This window comes from Methanovulcanius yangii (assembly GCF_018687785.1).
GTDB classification, from domain to species: Archaea; Halobacteriota; Methanomicrobia; order Methanomicrobiales; family Methanomicrobiaceae; genus Methanovulcanius; species Methanovulcanius yangii.
The window spans coordinates 1,085,248-1,109,138 of the sequence record NZ_LTBL01000001.1 but is presented as its reverse complement, the minus strand read 5'-3'; the positions used below and the strand labels follow the sequence as shown (position 1 = coordinate 1,109,138).

Sequence of the window (23,891 nt, the reverse complement as noted above, 5' to 3'; positions counted from 1 at the left end):
TGTGAACATGACTAAAAGATACCTAATCACCGGTGGCGCCGGATTTATTGGCTCAAACTACATTATCCATATTATTACGAAATATGGGAAAAAAATCGATGTTATAAACCTCGATAAATTAACCTACGCTGGAAATCTTTCCAATTTACGTGAAGTTGAAGATTGTAAAAATTATTCATTCATACAGGGAGATATCTGTGATGCGAATTTAGTCAACAAAATATTTACGGAAAATAAAATTGATTACGTTGTGAATTTTGCTGCAGAAAGCCATGTCGATCGTTCGATTGAAAGTGCAGAAGATTTTGTGAGAACAAATGTTCTTGGCACACAAATCCTTTTAGATGCCGCAAGGAATTCATGGGAATATGAAGGGAACTATAAGCCTGGAGTGAAATTTCTTCAGGTTTCTACAGATGAAGTTTATGGTAGTCTTGGTGATGAAGGACTATTTACAGAGGGAACCCCACTAGATCCTCACAGTCCATATTCGGCTTCAAAAGCAGGAGCAGATTTTCTTGTAAAATCATATTTTGATACCCATGGATTGCCAATAAATATTACCCGATGTTCAAATAATTATGGTCCGTTTCAATATCCTGAAAAATTGATACCTCTAATTATCAAAAATTGCCTTCTAAAAAAGGATATCCCAGTTTATGGGGATGGTAAAAATATCAGGGATTGGCTATATGTTGAAGATCATTGCAGAGCGATAGATGTAGTTATTAAAAATGGGAAAATTGGGGATATTTACAATGTCGGTGGAAATAATGAACGAACAAATATTTCAATCGTCAATTTGGTAGTTGAGCACATAAAAAATAAAGCAGACGAATCCGTCAATGATTCTCTCATTAAATATGTCGATGACCGCAAAGGGCATGATCGAAGGTACGGCATCGATTCATCCAAGTTATCCAAAGAATTTAATTGGGAACCTATGATTAGTTTTGAAGAGGGAATTGTAAAGACAATTGAGTGGTACCTTGAAAACAGAGACTTTTTGGGGTGTTGAATGATTATTGGGTGCCACATATATTATATGGTAAATATGTAATGATCTCATAACAGAGAAACAAATTCATTATGGCAGATGAATCTGAATCATTATTATGCCGGGATTTTTAGGGGTATATGGAAATAAAGAAAATGGCTTTGGAAGCAGTTATAATCAAGATTTGATTATTGATACTATTGATTCAAATAAATTGTATATTGAAAGAAGAACGATTGATAAATTTTTGCAGGATAAATGTCTTTTTGAAAATGAAGACTACATTGTGGTTATTGAAGGGGTTATAATCAATCTGCATGATCTGAAAGAGCTTTATAAAGTAAAATGTGTTGAAGAATTAATCGGAATGATGTATGCGAGCGAGGGTGAAGCATTCATTCAACATTTAAGAGGGTCTTTTTCAGGGGCATTTTATGATAAGAAAAATGACCTGTTACTGATTTTTACAAACCAGGTGGGAGACAAATTTGTATTTTATACACAATTGAATAATAGAGTTATTTTTGGTTCTGAAATTGATTTTATTTTAGATTATTTTTATAGGAATAATATTAACTTTAATCTCGATATGGGAGGCGCATACAGTCTATTGACTTATGGGTATATGTTAAAAGATTGGACGTTAATTGAATCTATTCGGCGACTTCAACCTGGACATTACCTAAAAATTCAAGGAAATTCTACAGAAATTATTCAATATCATCATTTTTGTAATAAGGAATGTAATGAGCTCTCTGAAGAAGAAATGATTGAAAATATTAATAATTTATTTTTAAAAGCAGTTAACAAACAAATTAAAAAAAATAATGAATATGGATATAAAAATTTTGCATTTTTATCTGCTGGTCTTGATTCCCGGATGACGAATTACGCAATGAGAAAATTGACCAACTCAGATATTTTCAATATTACATTTTCAGAAACTGACTATTTCGATGAAATAATCCCCAAAAAAATAGCCAGAGAATTAAAGAACCATTGGATTTTCGCAAGTCTTGATAACGGTTTATGTACTTTTTATATGGAAAGAGTTGTTCCATTAATTAATGGGATGAGTGCATTTGGTGGGAGTGTAGTTGCTTTTGATATACTTTCAAATTTAAATTGGAATGAAATTGGATTAATCCATTCTGGACAATTGGGCGATGTGGTGGTAGGTACTTTTTTCAAAGAAAATGATCGTTCCTTGCCCTTTACTATATCGCCAAATTCGGGCGAGCATTCATCAAAATTATTCGAAAAACTAAAATCATACATCTTCGTGGACGAAGACGATTATGACAATAAAGAAATTGGTATGCTATATAACAGGGGTTTTAATGGTGCTTTAAGTTCCCATATGGCTCTACAAAATTTTACTGAAACGTTTTCACCATTTTATGATTTAGATTTTATTGAATACTGCCTCTCTCTCCCATCAAGTAAAAGATGGGCACATGGGATATATTATAAGTGGGTTGTTGAGAGATACCCCGAGGCGGCAAAATATGAGCATAATGGTTTGAAAATAACTGCATTAAATTATCCAGCATTTGTGTATAGAGGGGAAAAAATTAAACTAAATTATGCAATCTTTCGAGGATTGGAGCTAGTTAAGAAAAAAACGGGGCTATTTGATTCATCGAGAACATATAGTATGAATCCTTCTGAATATTGGTATGACCACAATCTAGGACTGAGAGAATATATGGATTCATATTTTAAAGCAAATTTACCATTACTAAAGAATTATCCTCATCTGTATGAGGATGCCCAAAAACTCTATCTCGACGGAAATTGTGCTGAAAAAAAGCAGGTTTTAACATTATTGGTGTATCTAAAACATATTAAAGAATTTGAAAACTTGACAGATCGTTAAGAGAATATTAATGAATTTTATTATTTTGATGATTTTTCATAATATTTCAAAATGAGATTATTGGGTATTTTTCTCTCCTGTATTGCCTGAAAAATTACCTTGTATATATCCAAGACCTGTGCACAGGACTACAAGAGTCACAACGAACAACTGATACAATGCGATTCGATTGAATTCCCTCAATTTTTCAGGTATGAAATCCTTAACCAGATTCCCCAGATACGAATATTCCGTACTCTTGTTCCCGGAAGCATAGGATTCGCTCTTTCCCATTTTAGCAATGGTATTTCCCTGGTTGTACGCCCGCTTCAACAGAGATTTGAGAAGGATGCGCCGGTGAGGGATTTTGTGGTGCACCATCGATTTCGGGTTGTAGATAACTTTATTTCCGGATTGTCGCACCCTCAGGAACATCTCCGAGTCTTCTCCCCCCACCCATTTGCCCGGCCGAATGCCGAGATCTTCACGGAAAGAGCCGATTTCATCGAGAACGCTCTTTCTGAATGACATATTCGCCCCGAATCCCCGTTCTGTTTCAGAAAATTCCGTTGGTGTAAGGGAGTAGGAACAACTGATCATCCAGTATAATTCCCTCGGGAACCACTCGTCATTTGGATCTTCCCACAAGGGGATGATATCTCCTGTAGATGCCCCAACACCATCATCCTCAAAGGAAATTATTGTCTGGGCCACCCAATCTGGATCCGGGACTGCATCATCGTCAAGATATGAGATTATCTCCCCGAGGGCATTTTGTATCCCAATATTGCGGCTGTAGGAAAGGCCTTTGTTGTCCGGATTAAAGAGGCACCTCATGTTTAAGGTACCAGCTTTTTCCAGGTAGTCACAATATTCCTGAAATAGTTCCCTGTTTTCATCAACAATGATGATTAATTCAAAGGATTGGGATGACTGGGTCTGCATCGATTGAATAATTTCGATGATGTCATCCCGGTGGGCAGGAGAAAAAGTACTCACAATGACGGAGACTGCACACTCTGTTGAAATATCCTGCATTTACATCCCACCAAGAATTTTTCTCCATTGTTTCTTCGTTTTTTGAACATAATAATAGGAATCACAGGCAAATCCTGAGAGATGCAGCACCATAAGTTGGGAGAGGATATATTTCCTGATTCCTGCGTATTTTAGGATATTTGGGTTTGGGAATGTAAATTTTCTCAGAATGGTACGTGCAACTAATTCATGGTTATTCTCGATTGCATCAAGTACCTCCCGATTCTGAGGGATACTGTGATGAAGACCTTTTACCGCAGAATAAAGAGTTGAATAAAATTGCGGATGGCGTTTCCAGTCATTCATCAGAATGGAGTTACTCGAACTCCCCTGGAGGGCTCCACATGCGTTGGCTCCATGCTGGCGATAATAAAATAAATTTTCGTCAATGTACTCGATTTTTGTTGCATAGAAAAGGACGAAGAAATTTATCCACCAGTCTTCAAATCGAAGTTCTTCAGGGACAGGAAATATCTTATCAGCAACAGATTTGGAAAAAAGCATCAAAGAGCCACTTAAGAGGTTGTTTCTTACCATGGGGAGCCAATGGGGATCCCACGAGAGAGTTGATGGATTCATATTCATCTCCCCGATGATGTTCAACTCTTTATCGCAGATGTATCCATTGTGATACACCGCCTCTTTTCCAGTGATGAGATGTTGTATTCTCCTCTCTATCGACTGATGCGCAAGGACATCATCGCAGGCGACCAACGTAATCGCTTCACCGGTAGCAGATGTAAATGCCGTATTGAATGCAGCTACTTTACCTCTATGTTCTGCAAAGATGCATTTGACCTTTGGATTGGTTCGATAAGCCGAGAGAATCTCTTTCGTACCGTCGGTTGATCCATCATCACAGATGATGAGTTCAATATCCTGATAGGTCTGGGAGAGTATTGACTCAATGGCCTCTTCGATATACTTCTCTCCATTATAGACAGCCATTAGAAGAGATACTCTCGCCATTCTCACAATATCCCCATCTCCCCCAGCCGCGCCGGGAGATACTCCTTCGTCACAAAATCCAGACCCCTGCTTGCAAAAGCCTGCTGTTCTGATTTGAGTCCCATCTCGAGCTGGAGCTTGATCTGCCTGCGCCAGTACTCCGTATCGAACCGCGGGTCGGTGAGCTCCGACTTCAGGGCCGCGATATCGCCCTCCGTCAGCTTGTCGGAGGGAAGGTTGTAGTCGCTGATGTCCGACGGCTGCACCCCGATGAACTGGGCCGCGGGGGTCGCAAGAATCTCGGACATGTGGGCGGCCTTGATGGAGCCATAGGCCACCGACGCATAGATGCGGTAGGACCACGGGTCCCCGTCCGTGAAGATGACGACCGGAAGGCCCAAGTCCTGGTTCATGCGCCGAAGCATCCGCCGCGTCGAGCGGGCCGGCTGGCCCTTCAGGTGCACGAGGATGGCATCGTGCTCCTCGTCAAAGCCGTTCTCCATCAGACGGGCGTACATACCGCCGGTCTCCATCGCGATGATGAACTTCGCGTCGTGCTCGACGAACTCGATGTTCTCCACGTTGTTCGGGATGGGATACCCCGCCTCGCCCACGTCCTGCTGGCAGTGGATGTCCCGCACCCCGCGCTTCGTCGTCTCCTTCAGGCGCAGTGGACCGTACACCGACGCCCCGTCCTCCTCGGGCCGGAGGTGGAACGCCTCGCGGGAGAGCTCGGTGATGATCTCCAAGTCCTCGACGAGCATGTTGGACTCGTCCTGGGCGGAGAACTTTGCCCTCTTCCATCCTTCGGAGATGTAGTACATCTCCCTTAACGTCGAGGACCGGGACTCCTGCAGCTGCTGCTTCAAAAATCCGATCACGTAGGCCATCTTGAGGATATGGAGCGCGCTCTTCTCCGAGTTTGCCGTCCGGGTCGTCCCGCGCTCTCCGTACTTCCAGACCTCGCTCGCCTCATCATACTCGATGTTCTGCTTCGTGCGGGTGGGGAGCGTCACCGAGGGAATTCGCCCCTCGGTAAACTGGTCATACCACGTCTCCGCGATGCCGACGAGCTGACGGCGCGCAACGGCATCCAAATCCTTACTGGACATCGAGGTCCACCACCACTTTCATCTTTTCATCCACTCCTCGAATATCGAGAGAGCCGCCGCCCTGGCCGGGATAGTGCACCCGCCAGTGGCTCTCGGGTTCGATTGTTATCTTCCAGACCTTGTTGAACTCATCCCCGAAGGCGTCCGTGAAGTCCGGCGGCTGGTCCGCCGCCGCCGCATCGTCGGCCGAGATGAGGTAGAGCATGAGCTCTGCAGGCGACCGGGTATAGTTGTGGACCGACAGTTCCACCGTCCCGTCCCGCGTCGTCTTGCGGGCGATGATCTTTCGCATGATCTGCCCCTCGATGGGGGCGATATCGGGGATGGGCCGTTCCACGATCTCGGCCACCTTTCCTGCGATGTCGGGGATGATGGAGCAGATGGCGCGTGCCCGGGTCTCGGCGAGTTTGCTGCGTTCCCGCTTGTTGATGAAGGTCTTGAGCTCCCGTCCCAGGTCCTGCAGGGCAAGGACGATCTCGCGTTCGATCTCGGGGATTGCGGCGACCGCGTCCTTCGATTCCGAGGTGAACGGAACGTTTGTCGACGCCACGTGCACGAGAATGAGCACCGGTCCCGTGGGAAGCCCCTGCTGGGAGAGGTTGTAGGCCTTCCAGTTCACCTCGGAGACGGCGTTCGTGATGGCGCATGCCCCCTGCTGATAGAGGAGCGGCACACGGTTGGCGAACCGCAGGAGCTGCCCCTGTCCCTCGGAATCGAGCTTGCCCCCGTACCCGAGCGCGGTCTCGACGATGAAGGGATGGCCGGAGAAGACCTGCGCCTTGCGGGTGCGGGCCCGTACGAAGTCCATCTGGAACTCCTTCTCCAGCCCCTGCACGATCATCTCCTCGCCGATGGGGGAGAGGCAGAGGGATGCGGGCGGCGGCGGCACGTTCACCGTCTGCATCGCATCGAGAAGCACCTTCAGCTGTTCGGCCGAAAGCCCCTTCGCCTTGCGGGTGCCCTTGATGCCCGCAATGGAGAGCATCTGCTCGGCGCTTTTCTTGCCGAGGCGCGAGAAACTGTTGATGAGAAACGTCTCGACATCATCGGAAGAGACCGATGCCATCCGTTTCAGGGTCCCGAATTCAATGCCGTGGGGGTGAGGGGCGATCGCCTCCGGGGGCGTGATCACTTCCTCGGAACCCCGGTCGAAGGAGTAGAACTCCCCGTCGATGTCCGCCTGGATGCGGGCGTGGGGATTGACGACCGCCGTATACCTGAGATAGTCGATGAGCCGTTTTTTCGCCGCCATCGTCCCGGTGAACTCGATCTCGATGCGTGTCCCGTGCGTCCGGTCCCATTCGACCTCCTCGTGGCGGAGGATCTCGGGTTCATTCTTCTCGGTCTTGATCATCAGCTCGAAGAGGTGGGCCGGCTCCCGGGCATCCGTCCGGGACCACACCTTCGCCGGGATGCCGGTCGTCAGCTGCGCATAGAGGACGGCCGCGGAGATGCCGATCCCCTGCTGCCCCCTGCTCTGCCGGATCTGGTGAAACCTCGACCCGTAGAGGAGCTTGCCGAAGACGAAGGGCACCTTCTCCGGGAGGATGCCCGGGCCGTTGTCCTCGACGGCGATCCTGAGCACATCCTTTTCCGTCTTGACGATGGAGACGAAGATATCAGGGAGGACCTCCGCCTCCTCGCAGGCGTCCAGTGAGTTGTCCACCGCCTCCTTGATGGTGGTGATGATCCCCCGCGTCGGCGAGTCGAAACCGAGGAGATGCTTGTTCTTCTCAAAAAACTCGGCCACACTGATGCTGCGCTGCTGGGCGGCAAGCTTCTCGGCTAGTGCCAACCTGTCGTCACCCCGTCCACGGCATCACCAATGCTGCATTCCTTCTGGGTTCCGGTGGCCAGCGCCTTGAGCGTCACCGTTCCCGATTCCGCCTCGCGGACGCCTGCCACCACGGCATAATCGGCCGTTTTGCCCGCGTGTTTCATCTGGCCGCCGAAGCCGCGGTCCAGGAGATTGAGTTCGGTGCGGATGCCTGCCTCGCGGAAGGACTTCGCCACCGAGAAGGCGTATCCCCGGGATTCGGGGGTATGCACAACCGCAACGACGGTGTCCGCCGCCGGAGGGATGTCCCCGAGGGCGACCAGCACCCGGTCAAAGCCGATACCGAATCCGCAGGACCCGACATCCTCGCCGCCGAAGAGCTTGGCAAGCCGATAGGCCCCACCGCCGATGACCTGGTTCTCTGCTCCGAGATTTGCGGCAAATCCTTCGAAGACCATCCCGGTATAGTAGTCGAGGCCGCGGACGATGCCGAAGTTGAGGGTATAGGCAAGCCCCTGTGAGTTAAGGATTTCAACCATCCGCTCGATCCGCTCCTTCTCCGGCACGTCGCCGCAGATGGCAAAGGCCTCTTCGGGTGTCCGTGCCTCCAGAAGGGCGGTGAGCGGCTCTTCGAGTTCAGTCCTATTGCACGCCGAAAGTGCTGCGGCAAGCCCCTCGTAGTTCTTCTTGTCGAGGAGCGCCATCACCTCACGGCGGACATCCTCTGCGAGATCGCGGAGGATGTGGCGCATCGGGGCGAGGTGACCGATATGCAGGTCATAATCGAGCCCGGCGGAGCGCAGAATGTCATCGGCAAGGAGGATGACCTCTGCATCGCCCTCGGGTGTGTCGGCACCGATCAGCTCGGCGCCGAACTGCCAGAACTGGCGGTACCGGCCTTTCTGGGGACGCTCGTAGCGGTAGCAGTCCGAGAGGTAGCACCACCGGATGGGACGGGAGAGGACCTTGGCTTCGTTGACGAACATCCGCAGCACCGCCGCCGTTCCTTCGGGCCGCAGTGCGAGTTCACGCCCTCCCTTGTCCTGGAAGGTATACATCTCGCCCACGATCCCCGGCCCCGACCGGAGGGTGTAGAGTTCCTGGTGTTCGAATGTGGGGGTGCAGATCTCCCGGTATCCCCAGTGGCGGGCGGTCCGGCGCATGACTGCCTCTTTCGTCCGCCTGAATTCCATCTCGTCCGGTAAAAAATCTCGTGTACCTCTGGGTTTTTGTAACATTGATGTGCTCCCTTGTATTCTCTCACTTGTTCTTCTGTTGCGCATTTGCTGTTCCCAGCAGCCGGTCGACCGTGGGGGTATTCTTCCCAAACACCTTTTCGCGTTTCACCCTGCCCTGGATATAGAGGGCGAGGAGGATGATGCCGAGGCCGAGAAATTCCGCCTGGGCATAGGCGAAATAGATTCCCAGCAGCCCGAGGGCGGTATAGAGAACTCCCATATAGGCAGCCTTGCGGTACCCCGGCAGTCCGGTCCGGTAAAATATTCGTGCATCCCTGAGCCAGAGATAGGCAATCACCAGTGCTCCGAACACTGTGACATAGAGAAGGTAGGTGGACGCCATGGCAATACGTAATTATTTAACGTAGACTAATATGATTATTATCAGCCATGAACCCCCATGCAACCCTCTCCGACATTCTGAAATCATTTCAATCCGGTGAGATATCACTCAGGGATGCGGAAATGGCCATTCACGGTATGGAGATTGAGGAGATCGGGGAAATTGCTCATTTTGATGCCGGACGGCACATTCGGTGCGGTATGCCGGAGGTGGTCCTCTCCGAGGGAAAAGAGGTCGGACATCTGGTGTCCATAGTGAACAGGGTGGTCGAAACGAGCGGGCGTTGTGTCGTCACCCGTGTTGCCGCGGAACGGTTCGACGCTCTCCGGGAGGCAGGACGGGAGAACGGATACGCCGTGGAAGAGAACCGGAATGCCCGCATTGCCATCGCATCACGGGTACCCCCTCCGGAAAAGAATCACGGCGTCGTCGGCATCATCACCGCGGGAACGTCGGATATCGCGGTCGCAGAAGAAGCACGCGTCATCGCCGAGGAGATGGGATGCACGGTCCACATGATCCATGACGTTGGCGCCGCCGGCATCCACCGCCTCTTCCCGGCACTGGGAAGGGTGCAGGATGCTGATGTCTACATCGTCGTTGCGGGAAGGGAAGGCACCCTCCCCACCGTGGTGGCAGGTCTCGTGGACCGGCCGGTCATCGGCGTCCCCGTCAGTACCGGCTACGGGTATATGGGGCAGGGCGAGGCGGCCCTTGCAAGCATGCTCCAGTCCTGTGCCGTCATCGCCGTCGTCAATATCGATGCGGGATTCACCGCTGGTGCCTTTGCCGCACAGATTGCACGAGGGAGCAGTAAACAATGAAAAACAGGGGTTTTTACATCGGGCGGTTTCAACCGTATCATAACGGTCACCAGTCGGTACTGGAGCGGATAGCAGAGGACGTCGATGAGATCGTCATAGGGGTGGGAAGCGCCCAGTTCAGCCATACGGTGAACAATCCCTTCACTGCCGGTGAACGGGTAATGATGATCACCCGTGCCCTCGAAGACCTCGGGTGCCCGTATTATGTCATCCCCATCGAGGACATTCAGAGAAATGCCCTCTGGGTTGCCCATGTGCGGTCCATTTCGCCCCCCTTCGAGCATGTCTTCTCCTCCAACCCGCTCGTCGTCCGGCTCTTTAAGGAGCAGGGCATCGATGTCATCTCCCCGGCGATGCTCGAACGGCATAACCTCAGCGGTACGGAGATCCGGCGGCGAATGCTTGCCGGTGAACGTTGGGAAGAGCTGATTCCCCCGGTCGTTGCAGAGATCATCGATGAGATCGATGGTGTTGCACGCCTGCAGCAGATAGCAAAAACCGACTAAAAGGAGAGAGGGAACACTATGGCAGGATTCCTGAAATCGATATTCGGCAGAAAAGAGGAAGAGCCGCACGCCATCGAGCTGACACTCACAGAAGTTCCCGCCTGGCTGGACGCACGGGAGAAGGAGATTCACGGCGACCTCGACGACATGGTTCTTGCATCGCGGGAGCGGGCGGAGGGCGCCATCGAAATTCTCAAGGTGCAGGTGGAGGGCCTCTCCCGGCTCCAGCCGCCGGCCGATCAGGTGTTGAGTCCGAAGCTGCGCCGGGTGGTTGAGCAGGGCATCCCCCGGTTTGTCACGGCGATGGAAAAGACCCTTGATGTCCGGCTCTCAACGGTGCCGGGAGAGTATTATGACGACTGTGTCGACATCATTGCCGGAACCGCCAAGAACATGAAGGGGCCAGGGCGGTATATCGCGACGGTCTTTCCAAAGGAGATGAAGGAGATCCGTGCATCGCTTGATATTATAGGACGGGATGTCAATGCGCTGGGGAAACGACTCGGCCCCGCCCGTGCGGAGATGGATGCGATCGAGGCCGCCCGGGAGGTCGCCGCGGCAATCGAAGCGGATATCGCAGAGTTCCGGCTCATGGAGAAGAATGAAGCCGAACTCAACGTTCTCATCGTGCGTGAAGATGCCGACCTTGCCGGGGCACGTGAGACTCTTGCCGGGCTGATGAAGGTGGAGGAGAAGGGCGCTGCCGATGCGCTCTCTACCGAGATGAACAACCTTGAGAAGAAGGAAAAGGGCATGAAGGCAGAGTTTGAACAGTTCCGTTCCCGGTCTGCCAACGTATTCAGGAAGGCTGCCCATGCCGCGGAGAGTGAGGGGGATGCCGGAACCGGAAAATCCATCGGGTCATTTCAGGCCTCCCTCACAAGTCTCGATGCTATTGACCTGCAGGGAATAGAAACACAGTATCTGGTGCTGTATCCTGCCCTGCAGGCGCTCATGGGGAGGCATGAGGGGATCATCAAGAACCGGGATGAGGAAGACCTCTTTGCAGGGCCCGATGCCTTCATCTCCCCCCTGACGGATCTCTGGAGGCGGTGGGCCGACAATGCCGCAAAGATACAGGATCTCAGGGCTGAACTGTCCACCTTCACCATCTACCGGCGGATTGACGATGCCGAGAAGGCGCTTCATGTCGTCGAGGTGCGCAGGGAACTGGATGAGAAGCTTCTTGGCGAAGCAAAGGGGAAGATGGACGCCCTGACAAAGGAGATCCCCGCAAGCGTGGAAGACCTCGGTGCACGCCTGACGGCCATCCGTGGTGGGGGTGTCAACGTTTCCGTCCCCTTCCCGTCCGGTTCGTAGGGGTATAGTTCTATATCTCCTGCTCTCCATCTTTTGAGTCACGTTCATGAAGCAGGTCAACCTCACCGAGGGGAGCATTCCCCGCGGCCTGATGGCGGTCGCAGCCCCAATCATCGTCGGCAATATACTGCAGGGTCTCGTCGAGGTGGCGGACCTCTTCTTCGTCGGGCGCCTGAGTCCCGAGGCGATTGCGGGTGTCGCCCTCTCCCTCACCGTCATCTTCGTGCTGATGACGGTCGTCATCGGCCTCAACGGCGGAACGACCGCATTTGTGTCCCGGTACTACGGGAAAGGGGATTATGAAGATGCCGGGCGTGTCCTCGTGCAGTCGCTTGCCATTGGATTTGTCTTCTCTGTTCTGATATCCATCGTCGGCGTCCTCTGGACGGAGGATATCCTCCTTCTCCTCGGTGCGGACGCGATGGTTGCGGCCGAGGGGTCGGCGTATCTCACCATCCTCTCGCTTGGCATTGCAGCCCTTGTCGAGTTCTGGATCATTGCCACCTTCTTCCAGAGCATCGGGGACTCAACGACGCCCCTCATCATCATCGCTATCATCAACATCCTCAATATCATTCTCAATCCCGTCTTCATCTTCGGCTGGTTCGGGTTGCCGGCGATGGGGGTGGCGGGCGCAGCCATGGCAACGGTTTTGACCCGCACCATCGGGCTTTGCACGGGAATCGCCCTTCTCTCACCCCTGAACGCACAGATGGGATTTACCCGGCACCTGCATATTGATCCGCCGCTGATCCGCAGGATCCTGAAGGTGGCCATTCCCAATATGGTCCAGTCGGGAATACGCAGCGTCACGTTCCTCATCATGTTCACCATCGTTACCGCCTATGGGACCTATGCCCTCTCCGCCTACGGCATCGTCAACCGGCTGGAGACCATGGTGCTGATGCCGGGATTCGGCATTGCGACCGCCGCGGCGGTCATGGTGGGGCAGAATCTCGGGGCAGGAGATCCCGCCCGTGCAGAACAGTCGGTCTGGACGGCAACGGCCATCTATGGGGCGTTTATGGTCGCAATGACGGCATTCTTTCTCGTCTTCGGCGCGAGCCTGGTTGGATTCTTTGATCCGAGCGGTATGTCGGAGTCCATCGCCCTGTCTTATGTGCAGGTCGTAAGCCCGTTTTATGTCTTCCTTGCCGCCGCCCTCGTCCTCTCGTTTGCCCTCAACGGAGCAGGGGACACAAAAAAACCAATGTATGCCGGGATTATCTCGTATTTTATCGTCCAGATACCTCTCGCCATCCTCCTGCCGGACGTGACCGGGACCGGCATTCGCGGGGTATGGTATGCAATGGTCGTAGGTCTCCTGGTGCAGCTCGTCGCCCTGTACCTGATGTTTCAGACCGGGAAGTGGAAAGAGACGTCTATCTGAAGAGCCGGAGAATAGAATATTATCAGAGGGAATCGAGGCTGACCCCGATGATGTCTTCAGACATCTGCGCGACGTCCTGCACGCCGAACGCCGTCATGACCGAGTGCATATCGATATCAATCGCCGCCTGGCACATATAATCGATGATGTCGACCGAGAGCTCTTTCTTCTGCTTGGATTTGCGCATCTGGTCGACGAGATGTGACAGGGTTTCGGGTGGCTCCATCCGCAACTTTGCCGTGGTGATGACACACATGTAGATTCGCGTCAGGTTCCGGTCAGTCCCGGTGATCGTCTCAAAGAAATTCCTGAGAATCTGGGCCTGATAGATCTCTCCACCCATGGTACAAAAGGTGTTCTTATTCAACCTAAAAATAGTTTGTGTCTGTCCCCGGCGAGGGCCGGGTTATTTTTTCGTCGAGACGATCTTGATGACATCGCCGTGTTTGAGCTCATGCGTCTCTTTTATCCGCATTTTTGTCTTTGCATCCACCGCATACAGGAACCCGTCTCCGATATCGCTGTGCACCTGATATGCCATATCGTGTGGCGTTGCCCCGCGCTTCATCAGGAAGGCATCGGGGAGCACTCTCCCTTTGCCGTCGCAGAATTTGTTCTCGTCCTCGACGGGATAGACCACGATCATGTCCAGCAGATCGAAGACCACCCCGTTGATTGCCTGCTGTACGCCGGTCCCGCCGATGATCTCCATGGCCTGGGCGATCGCCCCCAGTCCCCGTTTCTGGGCATCGGTGAGAGTGACGCCGTCCGCGACGGCAAATGTCGGGTCGCCGGGGAGATAGGTGATGAAGCCTCCCTCGACTGCTTTTCGCAAGGCCAGTTCGCCTGCGGCCGTGGCGAAGGAGATGTCCGTCTCTTTCAGACCCGCGAGAATCTCCCCGGTGGACTGGTCCACCTTGTTCGCGACGACGACCATCGGCTTGCTCATGCGGACAAGGATGTCGCAGAAGGCGATGAGTTCGTCGTCGGTGCAGGACTTCAGGTTGATGCCTGCTCCCCGTTCGGCATCCCGGACCTGTTCGTGGGTGATCTTGAGGCCGGCAAGGTTCTCGGCGACGGCATCGATGATGTTAAAGGTCTTCTGCTGCGTCGAGCGCTGCATCTTCGCCCAGTTCTTGGCAAGGATGCCATAGATCCACATCGCCATCTCCCGTTCAATAAAACCGATATCGCTTCGCGGGTCGTGGGAACCGGCGTCCACCGGGTTGCCTTCCGCATCGGTCGACCCGCTGCCGTCGATGATATGGATGATGGCGTCGGCCTCCCGCAGGTGGTCGAGGAACTGGTTGCCCAGTCCCTTTCCCATGTGGGCTTCCGGGACGAGCCCTGCGACATCGATCAGTTCGACGGGAATGAACCGTACTCCCCCCGTGCACATCGTGCATGGAACTCCAAGCTCCTGGCAGGGGCATGGCGTCCGGAGATATGCGACACCGTGGTTTGCATCGATGGTCGTGAACGGATAGTTGGCAATCTCCGCATGGGCGAGGGTCGCAGCGGTAAAAAATGTTGATTTTCCGCAGTTTGGCTTTCCTGCAATTGCAATCGTAATCATCTGGTATCCTCCAATATTCAGAATGGATCGGGGGTGCCGGACCATTCCGTCCGGCTGGTTCCTCGATCTGCAGGGGGGTTCCTGCATTTGCGTAAGACAGTATAAATGAGAGGATGCACAAAAACGTTATCATGAGCTTCACGGAAAAGACGACATATTATTTTGAGAATCCCGGAAAGGAGAACTCCCGTGACGCAGCACGGATTGCGGTGCAACGGGCGCGGGACTTGGGGATAGGAACCATCGTCGTGGCAAGCACAACAGGGTCCACCGCCCGCATTTTTATGGAGGAGATGGAAGGGACCGGGCTCTCGCTCGTCGTGGTCACGCATGTGGTGGGCTTTCGGGAACCGGGTGTGTGGGAATTCGACGCCGAAAACGAATCCTGGCTCCGGGAACGTGGCGCGGAGATCGTCACCGGAACCCATGTTCTCTCCGGTCTTGAGCGTGCCATCTCTGCAAATCCCAAGATAGGTGGCGGGTCACGTTCGGATGCCATCGCAGAGGCCCTGCGACGGACCGTTGCGATCGGCCTCAAAGTCGCCGTGGAGTGCACACTCATCGCGACTGACCAGGGAAAAATCCCCGTCACCGATGAGATCATTGCCGTCGGGGGGACCGCTCAGGGCGCCGATACGGTCTGCGTCATACTGCCGGCCCACACCGCATCGTATTTCAGCCTTCAGGTACGCGAAATCGTCGCGATGCCGCGCAACAGATAACGGCGAATATAATGGCATTTCAGTCTCTCAGGGGTGGGTTCCAGTCTATCCGGCGCTATCCGGTGATCCTGCTTGCCGGGCTGGCAGCGGGAATACCTCTGGTGCTCACGGAATACTTCATGTACAGCGGGTTGATCTGGTACGGAGAAGCTGCGGCATTCTTCGGGGCGCTTCTGCTCCCCTTCTTTGTCGCTGCCAGCCTCGGGGTCATCCGGGAAGGAGACGGCTCTCTCGGTGCGTACTTCAGGGAAGGGAGGAACCATTATTTCCGGGTGCTGCTGCCGGGGATATTCATCGCGGTTCTTGCACTGGTATCCGGATTTATCGTGATGACCGTCCTTGGCATGGTAACGGGAGGAGCGGATCCTGAATTTGGCGCCTTCGGATTTTTCTGGGTGGCTGTACCGCTCGCATTCTTCTTCTTCCTGTATGATACGGCGGCGGTCTTCGGGGATCTGAAGCTCTTTGCCTCACTCTCGCGGAGTGCGCAGGTCGTACTTGCGCGACCGTTCGAAGTGTTCAAATTCATCATGGTAAGCGTCCTCCTGGGGGTCGTCATCATCTTCGGACTTCTCATCATCGGTTCTGTGTTTCTTGCGGGCTCCATGAGCTTCGATGAGACGCTGACAACGAGTGAGGTCCTGAATATGACTCCCGAAGAGCAGGAGGCACTCATCGGGGAAGAGGCGCTCTTCTGGTTTACCATCATCTATGCCTTTGGTGTGGGTCTCTTTACTGCGGTATTCATACCTTTTAAGGCGGCGTTTTACCAACAATTTGCAGAAGGGCTGGTACTGCCCGGTCCGTCTCAGGAACAGGGCGTCTATGACGAAAAGGGACGCTGGTACAAATATTCCTGATTCTTTTTTTCAGACCAGCAGGATATAGACGCCCATTGCGAAGAGGCCTGCCAGAAGTGTTGCCAGGAAGTTGGTTCCTGCATTGCCGAAGATTCCCTTGTTTTCCCAGAGGGCGCCTATCAGGCTGTCGATGTTTGTCCCGACAAATCCTCCCAGCGTGGTGATGACAAGGAGAGTGACGTCGGCGACGCCCAGCAGGTAGGCGATAACGCCGAGGATGAAGGCTCCGGCCGTCCCTGCCACCTCTCCCTTGAGTGTCACCCCACCGTTGGTGCCGCAGGGGACCTGTCTGAGTGTCGTGATCAGGCGTGGGGTGCCGCCGGTGACGCCCACCTCGCTTGCAAGGGTGTCGGCCGTTGCACACCCGACGCTGCCGAGATAAAATGCAGTATAGGCAGGGTCACCGGTGATGCCGAAGAGGACTGCCGCAGCGACACCTGCAAGGCCGTTTGCAAATACATTGAAGTATCCCCGGACGCCGCCATGACCCTCTGCCACGCCCATCTTCGTCTTGGCGTCATACCGGTACCTGGTCATCGCAGACCCCATGATGAAGAAGGCAAGCATCACCAGAAACCATGTGACGTCGGCGAAGACGATGAGGAGGATGCCGAGAAGTATTGCGGCAAATATGCCGGGGAGATCCGCTGCCTTCATCCTGTACGAGAAGTACCCGAATGCAAAGGCAATGACGACCGCCGTTGCGAGCAGCGTGAAGTCGACGGTGAAGTCGATCTCGTAGAAGAGGAGCATCGTCATTGCAACCCCCAGCGTCTCGATGAATACCTTGTCATTTCTCTCCCCGAGTGCCGAATGGAGGATCAGTGCCACAACGACGCCGGTGATGGCAACGAGGGGCTCGTTGTAGCCGGAATACAGCATGACCAGAAAAGCGCTCGCGGTTGCAACCACCGTGAACGGGATGTATCCGGCATGATTCCGTCCGCCTATCCGGTATGCGGCCTCACCGAGTATGATGATCGCAAAGGTGGTGGAAAAGACCACAAGGGGAATGACGCCGATGCCGTAGAGGGCGGCGATGACCGCGATGGAAAAAGACGTGTATAAGGATTTTTTAACCAGAAAGAGAAGTGCGCATATGAGGATGACAAAGAGGGAAAGAAGCCATGCAGGAGTAATAAAGGGGGCAATGATGATGCAGACGAGGGCAAGAAGGGATGCCGCCACCATTCCCGGCTCTTTTTCCATTATTATAGAATTGTGTCCGCAGTTTATCTCGTTTATGGATGGGATTCGTTGAATCAGGGACGGATCAACTGTGAACACGGGGTCTTTCTCCATGCGATCACTATATCAGAGAAAAAATACAAATAATTGCGAAATGTCGCCATCTGAGGAGATACCGAAAACCTACGATGCAAATGCCGTTGAGGAACGGTGGCTCGGGATATGGAAGGACGAGTCAAATTATTTTGATCCCGCGTCCACGAAACCCCAGTTTATCATCGATACGCCGCCTCCCTACCCGACCGGCAATTTCCACATCGGAAACGGGTTTAACTGGTGCTATATTGATTTTCTTGCCCGCTATAAGCGGATGTCCGGATACAATGTCATGTTCCCGCAGGGATGGGACTGCCATGGTCTTCCCACCGAGGTCAAGGTGGAGGAGACGCACGGGATTACAAAAAATGACGTCCCGCGTGACCAGTTCAGGGAGATGTGCAGGGAGCTTACCATCGGCAATATCGAGAAGATGCGTGCGACCATGCGCCGCTGCGGGTTCTCCATCGACTGGTCGAATGAATATATCACGATGATGCCCGAGTACTACCGCAAGACGCAGATATCGTTTTTGCGGATGCTTAAGGCCGGTGACATCTACCAGAGCGAACATCCGGTCAACTTCTGTACCCGCTGCGAAACGGCAATCGCGTTTGCCGAGGTCAGCTATGAAGACCGGACGACCTTCCTGAATTATTTCAACTTTGATGGCGTTGAGATCGCAACGACCCGGCCCGAACTCCTTGCCGCCTGTGTTGCGGTGGCTGTTCATCCGGAGGACGAGCGGTATGCAGGAATGGAAGGAAAGACCCTCCGGGTCCCGCTCTTCGGCCATGATGTCCCGGTCATCAGGGATGCGGCCGTGGATCCCGAATTCGGTAGTGGTGCGGTGATGATCTGTACCTTCGGCGACAAGCAGGATGTGCACTGGTGGAAACAGCACAATCTCGAACTGAGAAAGGCCATCGACATGCAGGGGAAGATGACGGCCATCGCCCGCCCCTATGAAGGTCTGGATACGAAGGAGTGCCGCGCCCGCATCCTCGCGGACATGAAGGAGCAGGGGATTCTGCTGCGCCAGGAGGAACTGGACCAGCGTGTTGGTGCCTGCTGGCGGTGTAAGACACCCATCGAGATCCTCTCGGAGCGGCAGTGGTTTGTGAAGATTCACAACGATAAGATCATCGACGCGGCAAAACAGATCAGCTGGTCTCCCGAGCACATGTATATGCGACTGGAGAACTGGGCTTCCCAGATGGAATGGGACTGGTGCATCTCGCGTCAGCGTATCTTTGCAACGCCCATCCCCGTCTGGTTCTGTGAAAATTGTGGTGAGATGGCCGTCCCGGAGGAAGAGGAACTGCCCATCGACCCGACGACGGACCGGCCGAAGAAAACGTGCCCGAAGTGCGGGTCGGAGTCATTTGTCGGGGAAACGGATGTCCTCGACACCTGGATGGACTCCTCGATATCGGTCCTCAACGTCTGCGGCTGGGACGGCACGGATATTCCGGCGCACTTCCCGGCACAGATACGTCCGCAGGGGCATGACATCATCCGCACATGGGCCTTCTACACCATCCTCCGGTCGATCGCTCTCACCGGCGAGAAGCCGTGGAACGAGATTCTCGTCAACGGCATGGTGCTCGGCGAGGACGGGTTCAAGATGAGCAAGTCCCGCAACAACATCATCCCTCCCGAGGATATCCTGGCCGACTACGGAGCAGACGCCTTCCGCCAGTGGAGTGCGATTGGAGCCTCCACCGGCTCGGACATCATATTCTCGTGGAACGATGTGATTGCGGCATCCAGGTTCCAGACGAAACTCTGGAACATCGCGCGGTTCGTCCTCCTCCAGCTGGAACGGTACGACGGACCGGAACCGACCGGACCTTCCGCCCTTGCCGACCGGTGGCTCCTTGCCCGCCTTACGGGAACCGTCGAGGACGTCACCGCTGCGATGGAGAGTTACCAGTTCGATCGCGCCATCCGTGGCATCCGTGAATTTGCCCGCGAGGTCTTTGCCGACAACTATATCGAACTGGTCAAGGGCAGGCTCTATGAAGGCGGGGATGAACGCGCGGGTGCGATCTTCGCCCTGCGGACCGCCCTTGATGCCATATGCCGGATGCTCGCACCGATGACGCCGTTCTTTGCAGAAGAGGTCTACCACCATCTGGGGACACAGAGCGTTCATGCGCAGGCATGGCCGGTCGTCTCCTATGCAGACGCAGGGGCGGACGAGGCCGGCTCCCTCCTTGTAAATGTTGTATCGGAGATACGGCGCTACAAGCATGATGCAGGGATGGCGCTCAACGCACCGCTGGGAGACATCGTGGTCTACAGTCCAATCCCTGTTGATGATGCGGGTGATGCATCCCGGACCCTGAACGGGACGGTGGCATGGAGCACGGACGAGCCGGACCTCACCCGTGTCGTCCGCGATGTCGAGTTCAACATGGCCGTCATCGGCCCGACCCTGCGCGGCAAGGCAAAGGGCTTCATGGATGCCGTCCGGGCACTTCCGGAAGAATACCTCGTACTGGCACCGGCAACGGTAACCGTGAACGGAGAAGAAATCCCCGTCCCGACGGGTTCCTTTGCACCGGTCTATGGATATACCGTTGCAGGAGAAGAGGTCGAGGTGCTTACCCTCGACGGTGGCATCATTGTGACGATTGGAAAAGCTGCCTGATATCTCCGGCGATAAAAGAACATATTTTCTCTTTTTCCTGCAGTGCGTCGACAAGAACGAACCGCTGCGGGTCTTCCTCTGCCAGCAGGAGGTAGTTCTTCTGCACCTGCTCCAGTACCACACCCTGTTCGAAGTGTTCCCTTCCATCCTTTCCGTCGAGCCGCTCCAGCGCATCTTCAACCGGGATGATCAACAGGTAGGTACGGTCGGGTTGGCGTGTCCAGCTCCCGTGGACCGAGCGCAGCCATAGGAGGGGGTCGTGGAGGTACGGGGCCAGTGTCACCTGCTGGTAGGCATAGCGGGAGTCGGAATACCGGTCGGATATGACGAGGCGACTCTCTGCAAGGGCAGGGCGGATGACCTCGGCCAGATGGGCCGCATGATCGGCGACGAAGAGAAGGGCTTCTGCGATGGGGTCGATCTCTTCAGCGATGCCACGTCGTACCTGATCCCCAATCCAGGTCGAACCCGGTTCACGGGTAAAGAGGGGAGAGAGGTCGGCCAGCGCATCCCCGAGACCCTTTGTCAGGGTGGATTTGCCGCATCCGTCGATACCCTCTATCGTTATCAGCATATCTTCCCCTCCCGTACCCATTCGAGGGGTATCTCTCCCGAATGAACTGCCGTTGCAACGATGGCGCCGTCATATCCCGCATCTGCGAGGGCGAAAAGGTCGTCTCGCCTTGCGACGCCGCCACCGTAAATGAGCGTTCCGTCATATGCTGCGCGCATCCGTGCGGCTTCGTCTGCATCCACCCCCGCCCCGGTACCGACGGATGTGATATTGAGGATGATGCACCCGTCGATGGCGGTTGTATTGAGCTTTTTCAGAAAGGTTGTCGGGTCTTCGCCTGACGGGATGACGTGGCCGTCTTTGATATCGAGGCTTACAAACCCGGATGTAAAGTCTGCGAGGGTGGCGGCGGCCGTCTCGGTGCCGATGATATCGACGATACCGGCCGTGTTGAGCGCCTCTTCGGGGGAGGTCAGGCCCCGGTCGGCATAACAAAGCTCCACCGAGTGCGCGCATGCGAAAATCAGGTCGGTATTGTCCCCGGTCCCTTCGATGCGGTCGAGATCGGCGATATAAATATATTTCGGCCTGTACGCCTTCAGAAATCCACCAGGTTCAGCGGTATCTGAAAACGCCCAATCCAGAGGACGATACGTCTGTCGATGCCCTCCTTTTCCATGAACGACCTGCCCGTCCTTCAGGTCGATTGCAAGAATCAAATCCATGTGCTAACGTAATCACTATTAGGGGAAGTCACCAAAAATAAGTATGGAACTATTAGTCAGTCCCTCCAGTGTTGAGGAAGCACGATATGCACTGGCTGCGGATATCATTGACGTGAAAAAACCCTCCGAAGGTTCGTTGGGTGCCAATTTTCCATGGGTGATCCGGGCAATCAAGGATATGACCGATAAACCCGTGAGCGCTGCAATAGGGGATTACGCCTATCTCCCGGGCGGAGCATCACTGTCTGCATACGGTGCCGCCTGCGCCGGTGCGGATTACATCAAGGTTGGCCTGAATTTTAATGGGGCTGAGAAGGCCGGCGAGCTGATTGGCGCCGTCGTTCAGGCTGTCAAGTGGCAGTTCCCCGAAAAGAATGTGGTGATCGCCGCGTATGCGGACTATGAGAGGATGAACACGATCTCACCGATGGAGATGGCCCCCCTTGCTGCAGAGGCTGGTGCGGATGTGGCGATGATCGATACCGGTATCAAGGACGGAAAAGGCCTCTTTGATTTCATGGATATCTCTGCGCTGGGAGAGTTTACTGACACCAACGGCAGCATGAACATCAAGACCGCACTTGCCGGTTCGCTCAAGTTTGATGACATTGCCCCTCTCAAGGAGATCGGCCCTGAGATCATCGGGGTACGGGGCATGGTCTGTGGCGGCGATCGCAGCGACCGCGTCCGTGAAGATCTCGTTGAAAAAGCGATAGCAATGGTCAGGTGATATCAAATGTACAGTGAGAAGTGGGAGGTTCCGACGGCACTCACGTTCGACGATGTTCTTCTCGTCCCGGCGGAATCATATGTAGAACCATCGGAAGCCGATACTCGTGCCCGGTTTACCCGCAATATCTCCCTGAATATCCCGATCATTTCGGCCGCGATGGATACGGTCACCGAATCCAAAATGGCAATCGCCCTCGCCCGCGAGGGAAGTATTGGTATCCTCCACCGGAATATGCCTGCAATCCGCGAGGCTGAAGAGATTAAGATCGTAAAACAGGCTGAAGATATCATTGAGCGTGATGTGCTGACCGTCCAGACCGGCGCGACGGTTGCCGATGTGGATCGCATGATGCGGTTCCATGATATCGGTGGCGTCCCGGTAATGCAGGGAGAAAGGATCATCGGCATCGTCAGCAGGCGCGATCTCCGTGGGATTGTGGAGAGGCGTGCAACCGAGAATATTGAAAATGTGATGACGAAGGAGCTCATCACCGTTGGCGATGGCGTCTCTCTTGAAGAGGCCCTCGAGGTGATGTATGCAAACAAGGTCGAACGTCTCCCGGTCACCGGAGAAGACGGCATCCTTATGGGGATCATCACCATGCAGGATCTGCTCGAACGTCACCGGAACCCGAATGCCATCCGGGATGCGGATGGAAATCTGCGGGTCGCCGCAGCAGTCGGTCCATTCGACTTTGAACGTGCGATGCTCCTTGATGAGGCAGGGGCTGATGCCCTGGCAGTGGACTGTGCCCATGCACATAACATGAATGTGGTGAAGGCGGTCAAGGACATCAAGGGCAGCGTCAGTGCAGACGTGATTGCCGGAAACATCGCAACAGCAGCAGGTGCGGAGGAATATGCAGGAGAGATTGACGCAATTAAGGTAGGTATCGGACCCGGCAGTATCTGCACCACACGCATTGTGGCAGGTGTCGGAGTCCCACAGATAACAGCCATATCAAATGTCGCCGAGGTCGCTGCAGGATACGACGTCCCGGTCATTGCCGATGGAGGTATTCGGTACAGCGGTGACATTGCAAAGGCAATCGCGGCCGGGGCCGACTGTGTGATGGTGGGAAGTCTCCTTGCCGGCACTGATGAATCGCCCGGTCGGCTGATTGCCATGAAGGGGCGCAGGTACAAGCAGTACCGTGGGATGGGATCGCTGGGTGTCATGAGCAGTGGTGAGTCGAGCGACCGGTATTTCCAGAAGAAGGATATCGGGCGCACAAAGTTTGTTCCCGAAGGTGTCGAAGGAGCAATCCCGTATGTCGGGAATGTATCCGAAGTCCTCTATCAGCTTGTGGGCGGACTGAAATCCGCAATGGGGTACACGGGCTCTGCCACCGTCGCTGATCTCAAGGTGCAGGGGCAGTTCGTCCGCATCACCTCTGCCGGATATACCGAAAGTCACCCGCACAATATTCTGATCACTGATGAAGCACCCAACTACCGGGTGGTTGACTGA

General features: G+C 53.8%; 22 protein-coding genes. 11 read left to right on the top strand and 11 right to left on the bottom strand.

Annotated features, from left to right (window positions below; all coding sequences use genetic code 11):
- The first annotated feature begins 7 nt into the window (after positions 1–7).
- Both rfbB and AZH53_RS05570 read left to right on the top strand, forming a co-directional pair.
- A complete protein-coding gene (gene rfbB / locus AZH53_RS05575) occupies positions 8–1,018 on the top strand; it encodes a dTDP-glucose 4,6-dehydratase (protein WP_319642533.1) in 1,011 nt (336 codons plus the stop codon).
- A gap of 97 nt (positions 1,019–1,115) precedes the next feature.
- Positions 1,116–2,876: an asparagine synthetase B family protein gene (locus AZH53_RS05570; RefSeq protein ID WP_319642532.1), complete on the top strand. Its 1,761-nt coding sequence runs from the start codon at positions 1,116–1,118 to the stop codon at positions 2,874–2,876.
- Between the two features lie 57 nt (positions 2,877–2,933).
- Here AZH53_RS05570 and AZH53_RS05565 read toward each other — a convergent pair whose 3' ends face one another.
- From AZH53_RS05565 to AZH53_RS05540, 6 genes are read right to left on the bottom strand one after another with little or no spacing between them, the layout of a single operon-like run.
- The gene (locus tag AZH53_RS05565) at positions 2,934–3,893 is read right to left on the bottom strand and encodes a glycosyltransferase family 2 protein (RefSeq protein ID WP_319642531.1); all 960 of its coding nucleotides are present in this window, start codon (positions 3,891–3,893) and stop codon (positions 2,934–2,936) included.
- Entirely contained in the window at positions 3,894–4,862 is a 969-nt protein-coding gene (locus AZH53_RS05560) for a glycosyltransferase (RefSeq protein WP_319642530.1), read from the bottom strand.
- A gap of 2 nt (positions 4,863–4,864) precedes the next feature.
- Complete coding sequence (locus AZH53_RS05555; protein ID WP_319642529.1) at positions 4,865–5,953, bottom strand: DNA topoisomerase IV subunit A; 1,089 nt, start codon at positions 5,951–5,953, stop codon at positions 4,865–4,867.
- The gene (locus tag AZH53_RS05550; protein ID WP_319642528.1) at positions 5,943–7,748 is read right to left on the bottom strand and encodes a DNA topoisomerase VI subunit B; all 1,806 of its coding nucleotides are present in this window, start codon (positions 7,746–7,748) and stop codon (positions 5,943–5,945) included. Before AZH53_RS05550 ends, AZH53_RS05555 begins: the two co-directional genes overlap by 11 nt.
- Complete coding sequence (gene hisS, locus AZH53_RS05545) at positions 7,739–8,968, bottom strand: histidine--tRNA ligase (protein WP_319642527.1); 1,230 nt, start codon at positions 8,966–8,968, stop codon at positions 7,739–7,741. Before hisS ends, AZH53_RS05550 begins: the two co-directional genes overlap by 10 nt.
- Before the next feature lie 22 nt (positions 8,969–8,990).
- Positions 8,991–9,311 carry an ABC transporter permease gene (locus AZH53_RS05540; RefSeq protein WP_319642526.1) on the bottom strand — a complete coding sequence of 107 codons (321 nt, stop codon included), beginning with the start codon at positions 9,309–9,311 and terminating at the stop codon, positions 8,991–8,993.
- 47 nt (positions 9,312–9,358) lie between these two features.
- On the opposite strand from AZH53_RS05540, the gene larB reads away from it, so the two are divergent.
- Genes larB through AZH53_RS05520 form a run of 4 tightly spaced genes read left to right on the top strand, consistent with a single transcriptional unit; the run spans position 9,359 to position 13,351 of the window.
- A complete protein-coding gene (gene larB, locus AZH53_RS05535; protein ID WP_319642525.1) occupies positions 9,359–10,135 on the top strand; it encodes a nickel pincer cofactor biosynthesis protein LarB in 777 nt (258 codons plus the stop codon).
- The gene (locus AZH53_RS05530) at positions 10,132–10,641 is read left to right on the top strand and encodes a nicotinamide-nucleotide adenylyltransferase (RefSeq protein ID WP_319642524.1); all 510 of its coding nucleotides are present in this window, start codon (positions 10,132–10,134) and stop codon (positions 10,639–10,641) included. The genes larB and AZH53_RS05530 overlap by 4 nt, the downstream gene beginning before the upstream one ends.
- Before the next feature lie 18 nt (positions 10,642–10,659).
- A complete protein-coding gene (locus AZH53_RS05525) occupies positions 10,660–11,961 on the top strand; it encodes a hypothetical protein (RefSeq protein WP_319642523.1) in 1,302 nt (433 codons plus the stop codon).
- Between the two features lie 46 nt (positions 11,962–12,007).
- The gene (locus AZH53_RS05520; RefSeq protein WP_319642522.1) at positions 12,008–13,351 is read left to right on the top strand and encodes an MATE family efflux transporter; all 1,344 of its coding nucleotides are present in this window, start codon (positions 12,008–12,010) and stop codon (positions 13,349–13,351) included.
- 22 nt (positions 13,352–13,373) lie between these two features.
- Here the strand turns inward: AZH53_RS05520 and AZH53_RS05515 are convergent, their stop codons facing one another.
- Positions 13,374–13,694, bottom strand: a complete 321-nt coding sequence (locus tag AZH53_RS05515; RefSeq protein ID WP_319642521.1) for a hypothetical protein — start codon at positions 13,692–13,694, stop codon at positions 13,374–13,376.
- 63 nt (positions 13,695–13,757) lie between these two features.
- Positions 13,758–14,927 carry a redox-regulated ATPase YchF gene (locus tag AZH53_RS05510; protein WP_319642520.1) on the bottom strand — a complete coding sequence of 390 codons (1,170 nt, stop codon included), beginning with the start codon at positions 14,925–14,927 and terminating at the stop codon, positions 13,758–13,760.
- Positions 14,928–15,058: 131 nt separating this feature from the next.
- On the opposite strand from AZH53_RS05510, the gene AZH53_RS05505 reads away from it, so the two are divergent.
- Entirely contained in the window at positions 15,059–15,649 is a 591-nt protein-coding gene (locus AZH53_RS05505) for a pyruvate kinase alpha/beta domain-containing protein (RefSeq protein WP_319643652.1), read from the top strand.
- Between the two features lie 11 nt (positions 15,650–15,660).
- Positions 15,661–16,509, top strand: coding sequence for a DUF7847 domain-containing protein (locus tag AZH53_RS05500; protein WP_319642519.1), 849 nt, complete (start codon positions 15,661–15,663; stop codon positions 16,507–16,509).
- Between the two features lie 9 nt (positions 16,510–16,518).
- Here the strand turns inward: AZH53_RS05500 and AZH53_RS05495 are convergent, their stop codons facing one another.
- Positions 16,519–17,718: a TIGR00297 family protein gene (locus tag AZH53_RS05495; protein WP_319642518.1), complete on the bottom strand. Its 1,200-nt coding sequence runs from the start codon at positions 17,716–17,718 to the stop codon at positions 16,519–16,521.
- Between the two features lie 133 nt (positions 17,719–17,851).
- Between AZH53_RS05495 and AZH53_RS05490 the strand changes: the two genes are divergently transcribed.
- Complete coding sequence (locus AZH53_RS05490; protein ID WP_319642517.1) at positions 17,852–20,449, top strand: valine--tRNA ligase; 2,598 nt, start codon at positions 17,852–17,854, stop codon at positions 20,447–20,449.
- Here AZH53_RS05490 and tmk read toward each other — a convergent pair.
- Both tmk and AZH53_RS05480 read right to left on the bottom strand, forming a co-directional pair.
- Entirely contained in the window at positions 20,421–21,023 is a 603-nt protein-coding gene (tmk, locus tag AZH53_RS05485) for a dTMP kinase (protein ID WP_319642516.1), read from the bottom strand. The genes AZH53_RS05490 and tmk overlap by 29 nt on opposite strands.
- Positions 21,017–21,688: a HisA/HisF-related TIM barrel protein gene (locus AZH53_RS05480; RefSeq protein ID WP_319642515.1), complete on the bottom strand. Its 672-nt coding sequence runs from the start codon at positions 21,686–21,688 to the stop codon at positions 21,017–21,019. The genes tmk and AZH53_RS05480 overlap by 7 nt, the downstream gene beginning before the upstream one ends.
- Positions 21,689–21,731: 43 nt before the next feature.
- Here AZH53_RS05480 and AZH53_RS05475 point away from each other — a divergent pair, with 43 nt between their 5' ends.
- The gene (locus tag AZH53_RS05475; protein WP_319642514.1) at positions 21,732–22,418 is read left to right on the top strand and encodes a (5-formylfuran-3-yl)methyl phosphate synthase; all 687 of its coding nucleotides are present in this window, start codon (positions 21,732–21,734) and stop codon (positions 22,416–22,418) included.
- Positions 22,419–22,424: 6 nt separating this feature from the next.
- Positions 22,425–23,891 (top strand): IMP dehydrogenase, encoded by a 1,467-nt coding sequence (gene guaB / locus AZH53_RS05470; protein ID WP_319642513.1) that lies wholly within the window; start codon positions 22,425–22,427, stop codon positions 23,889–23,891.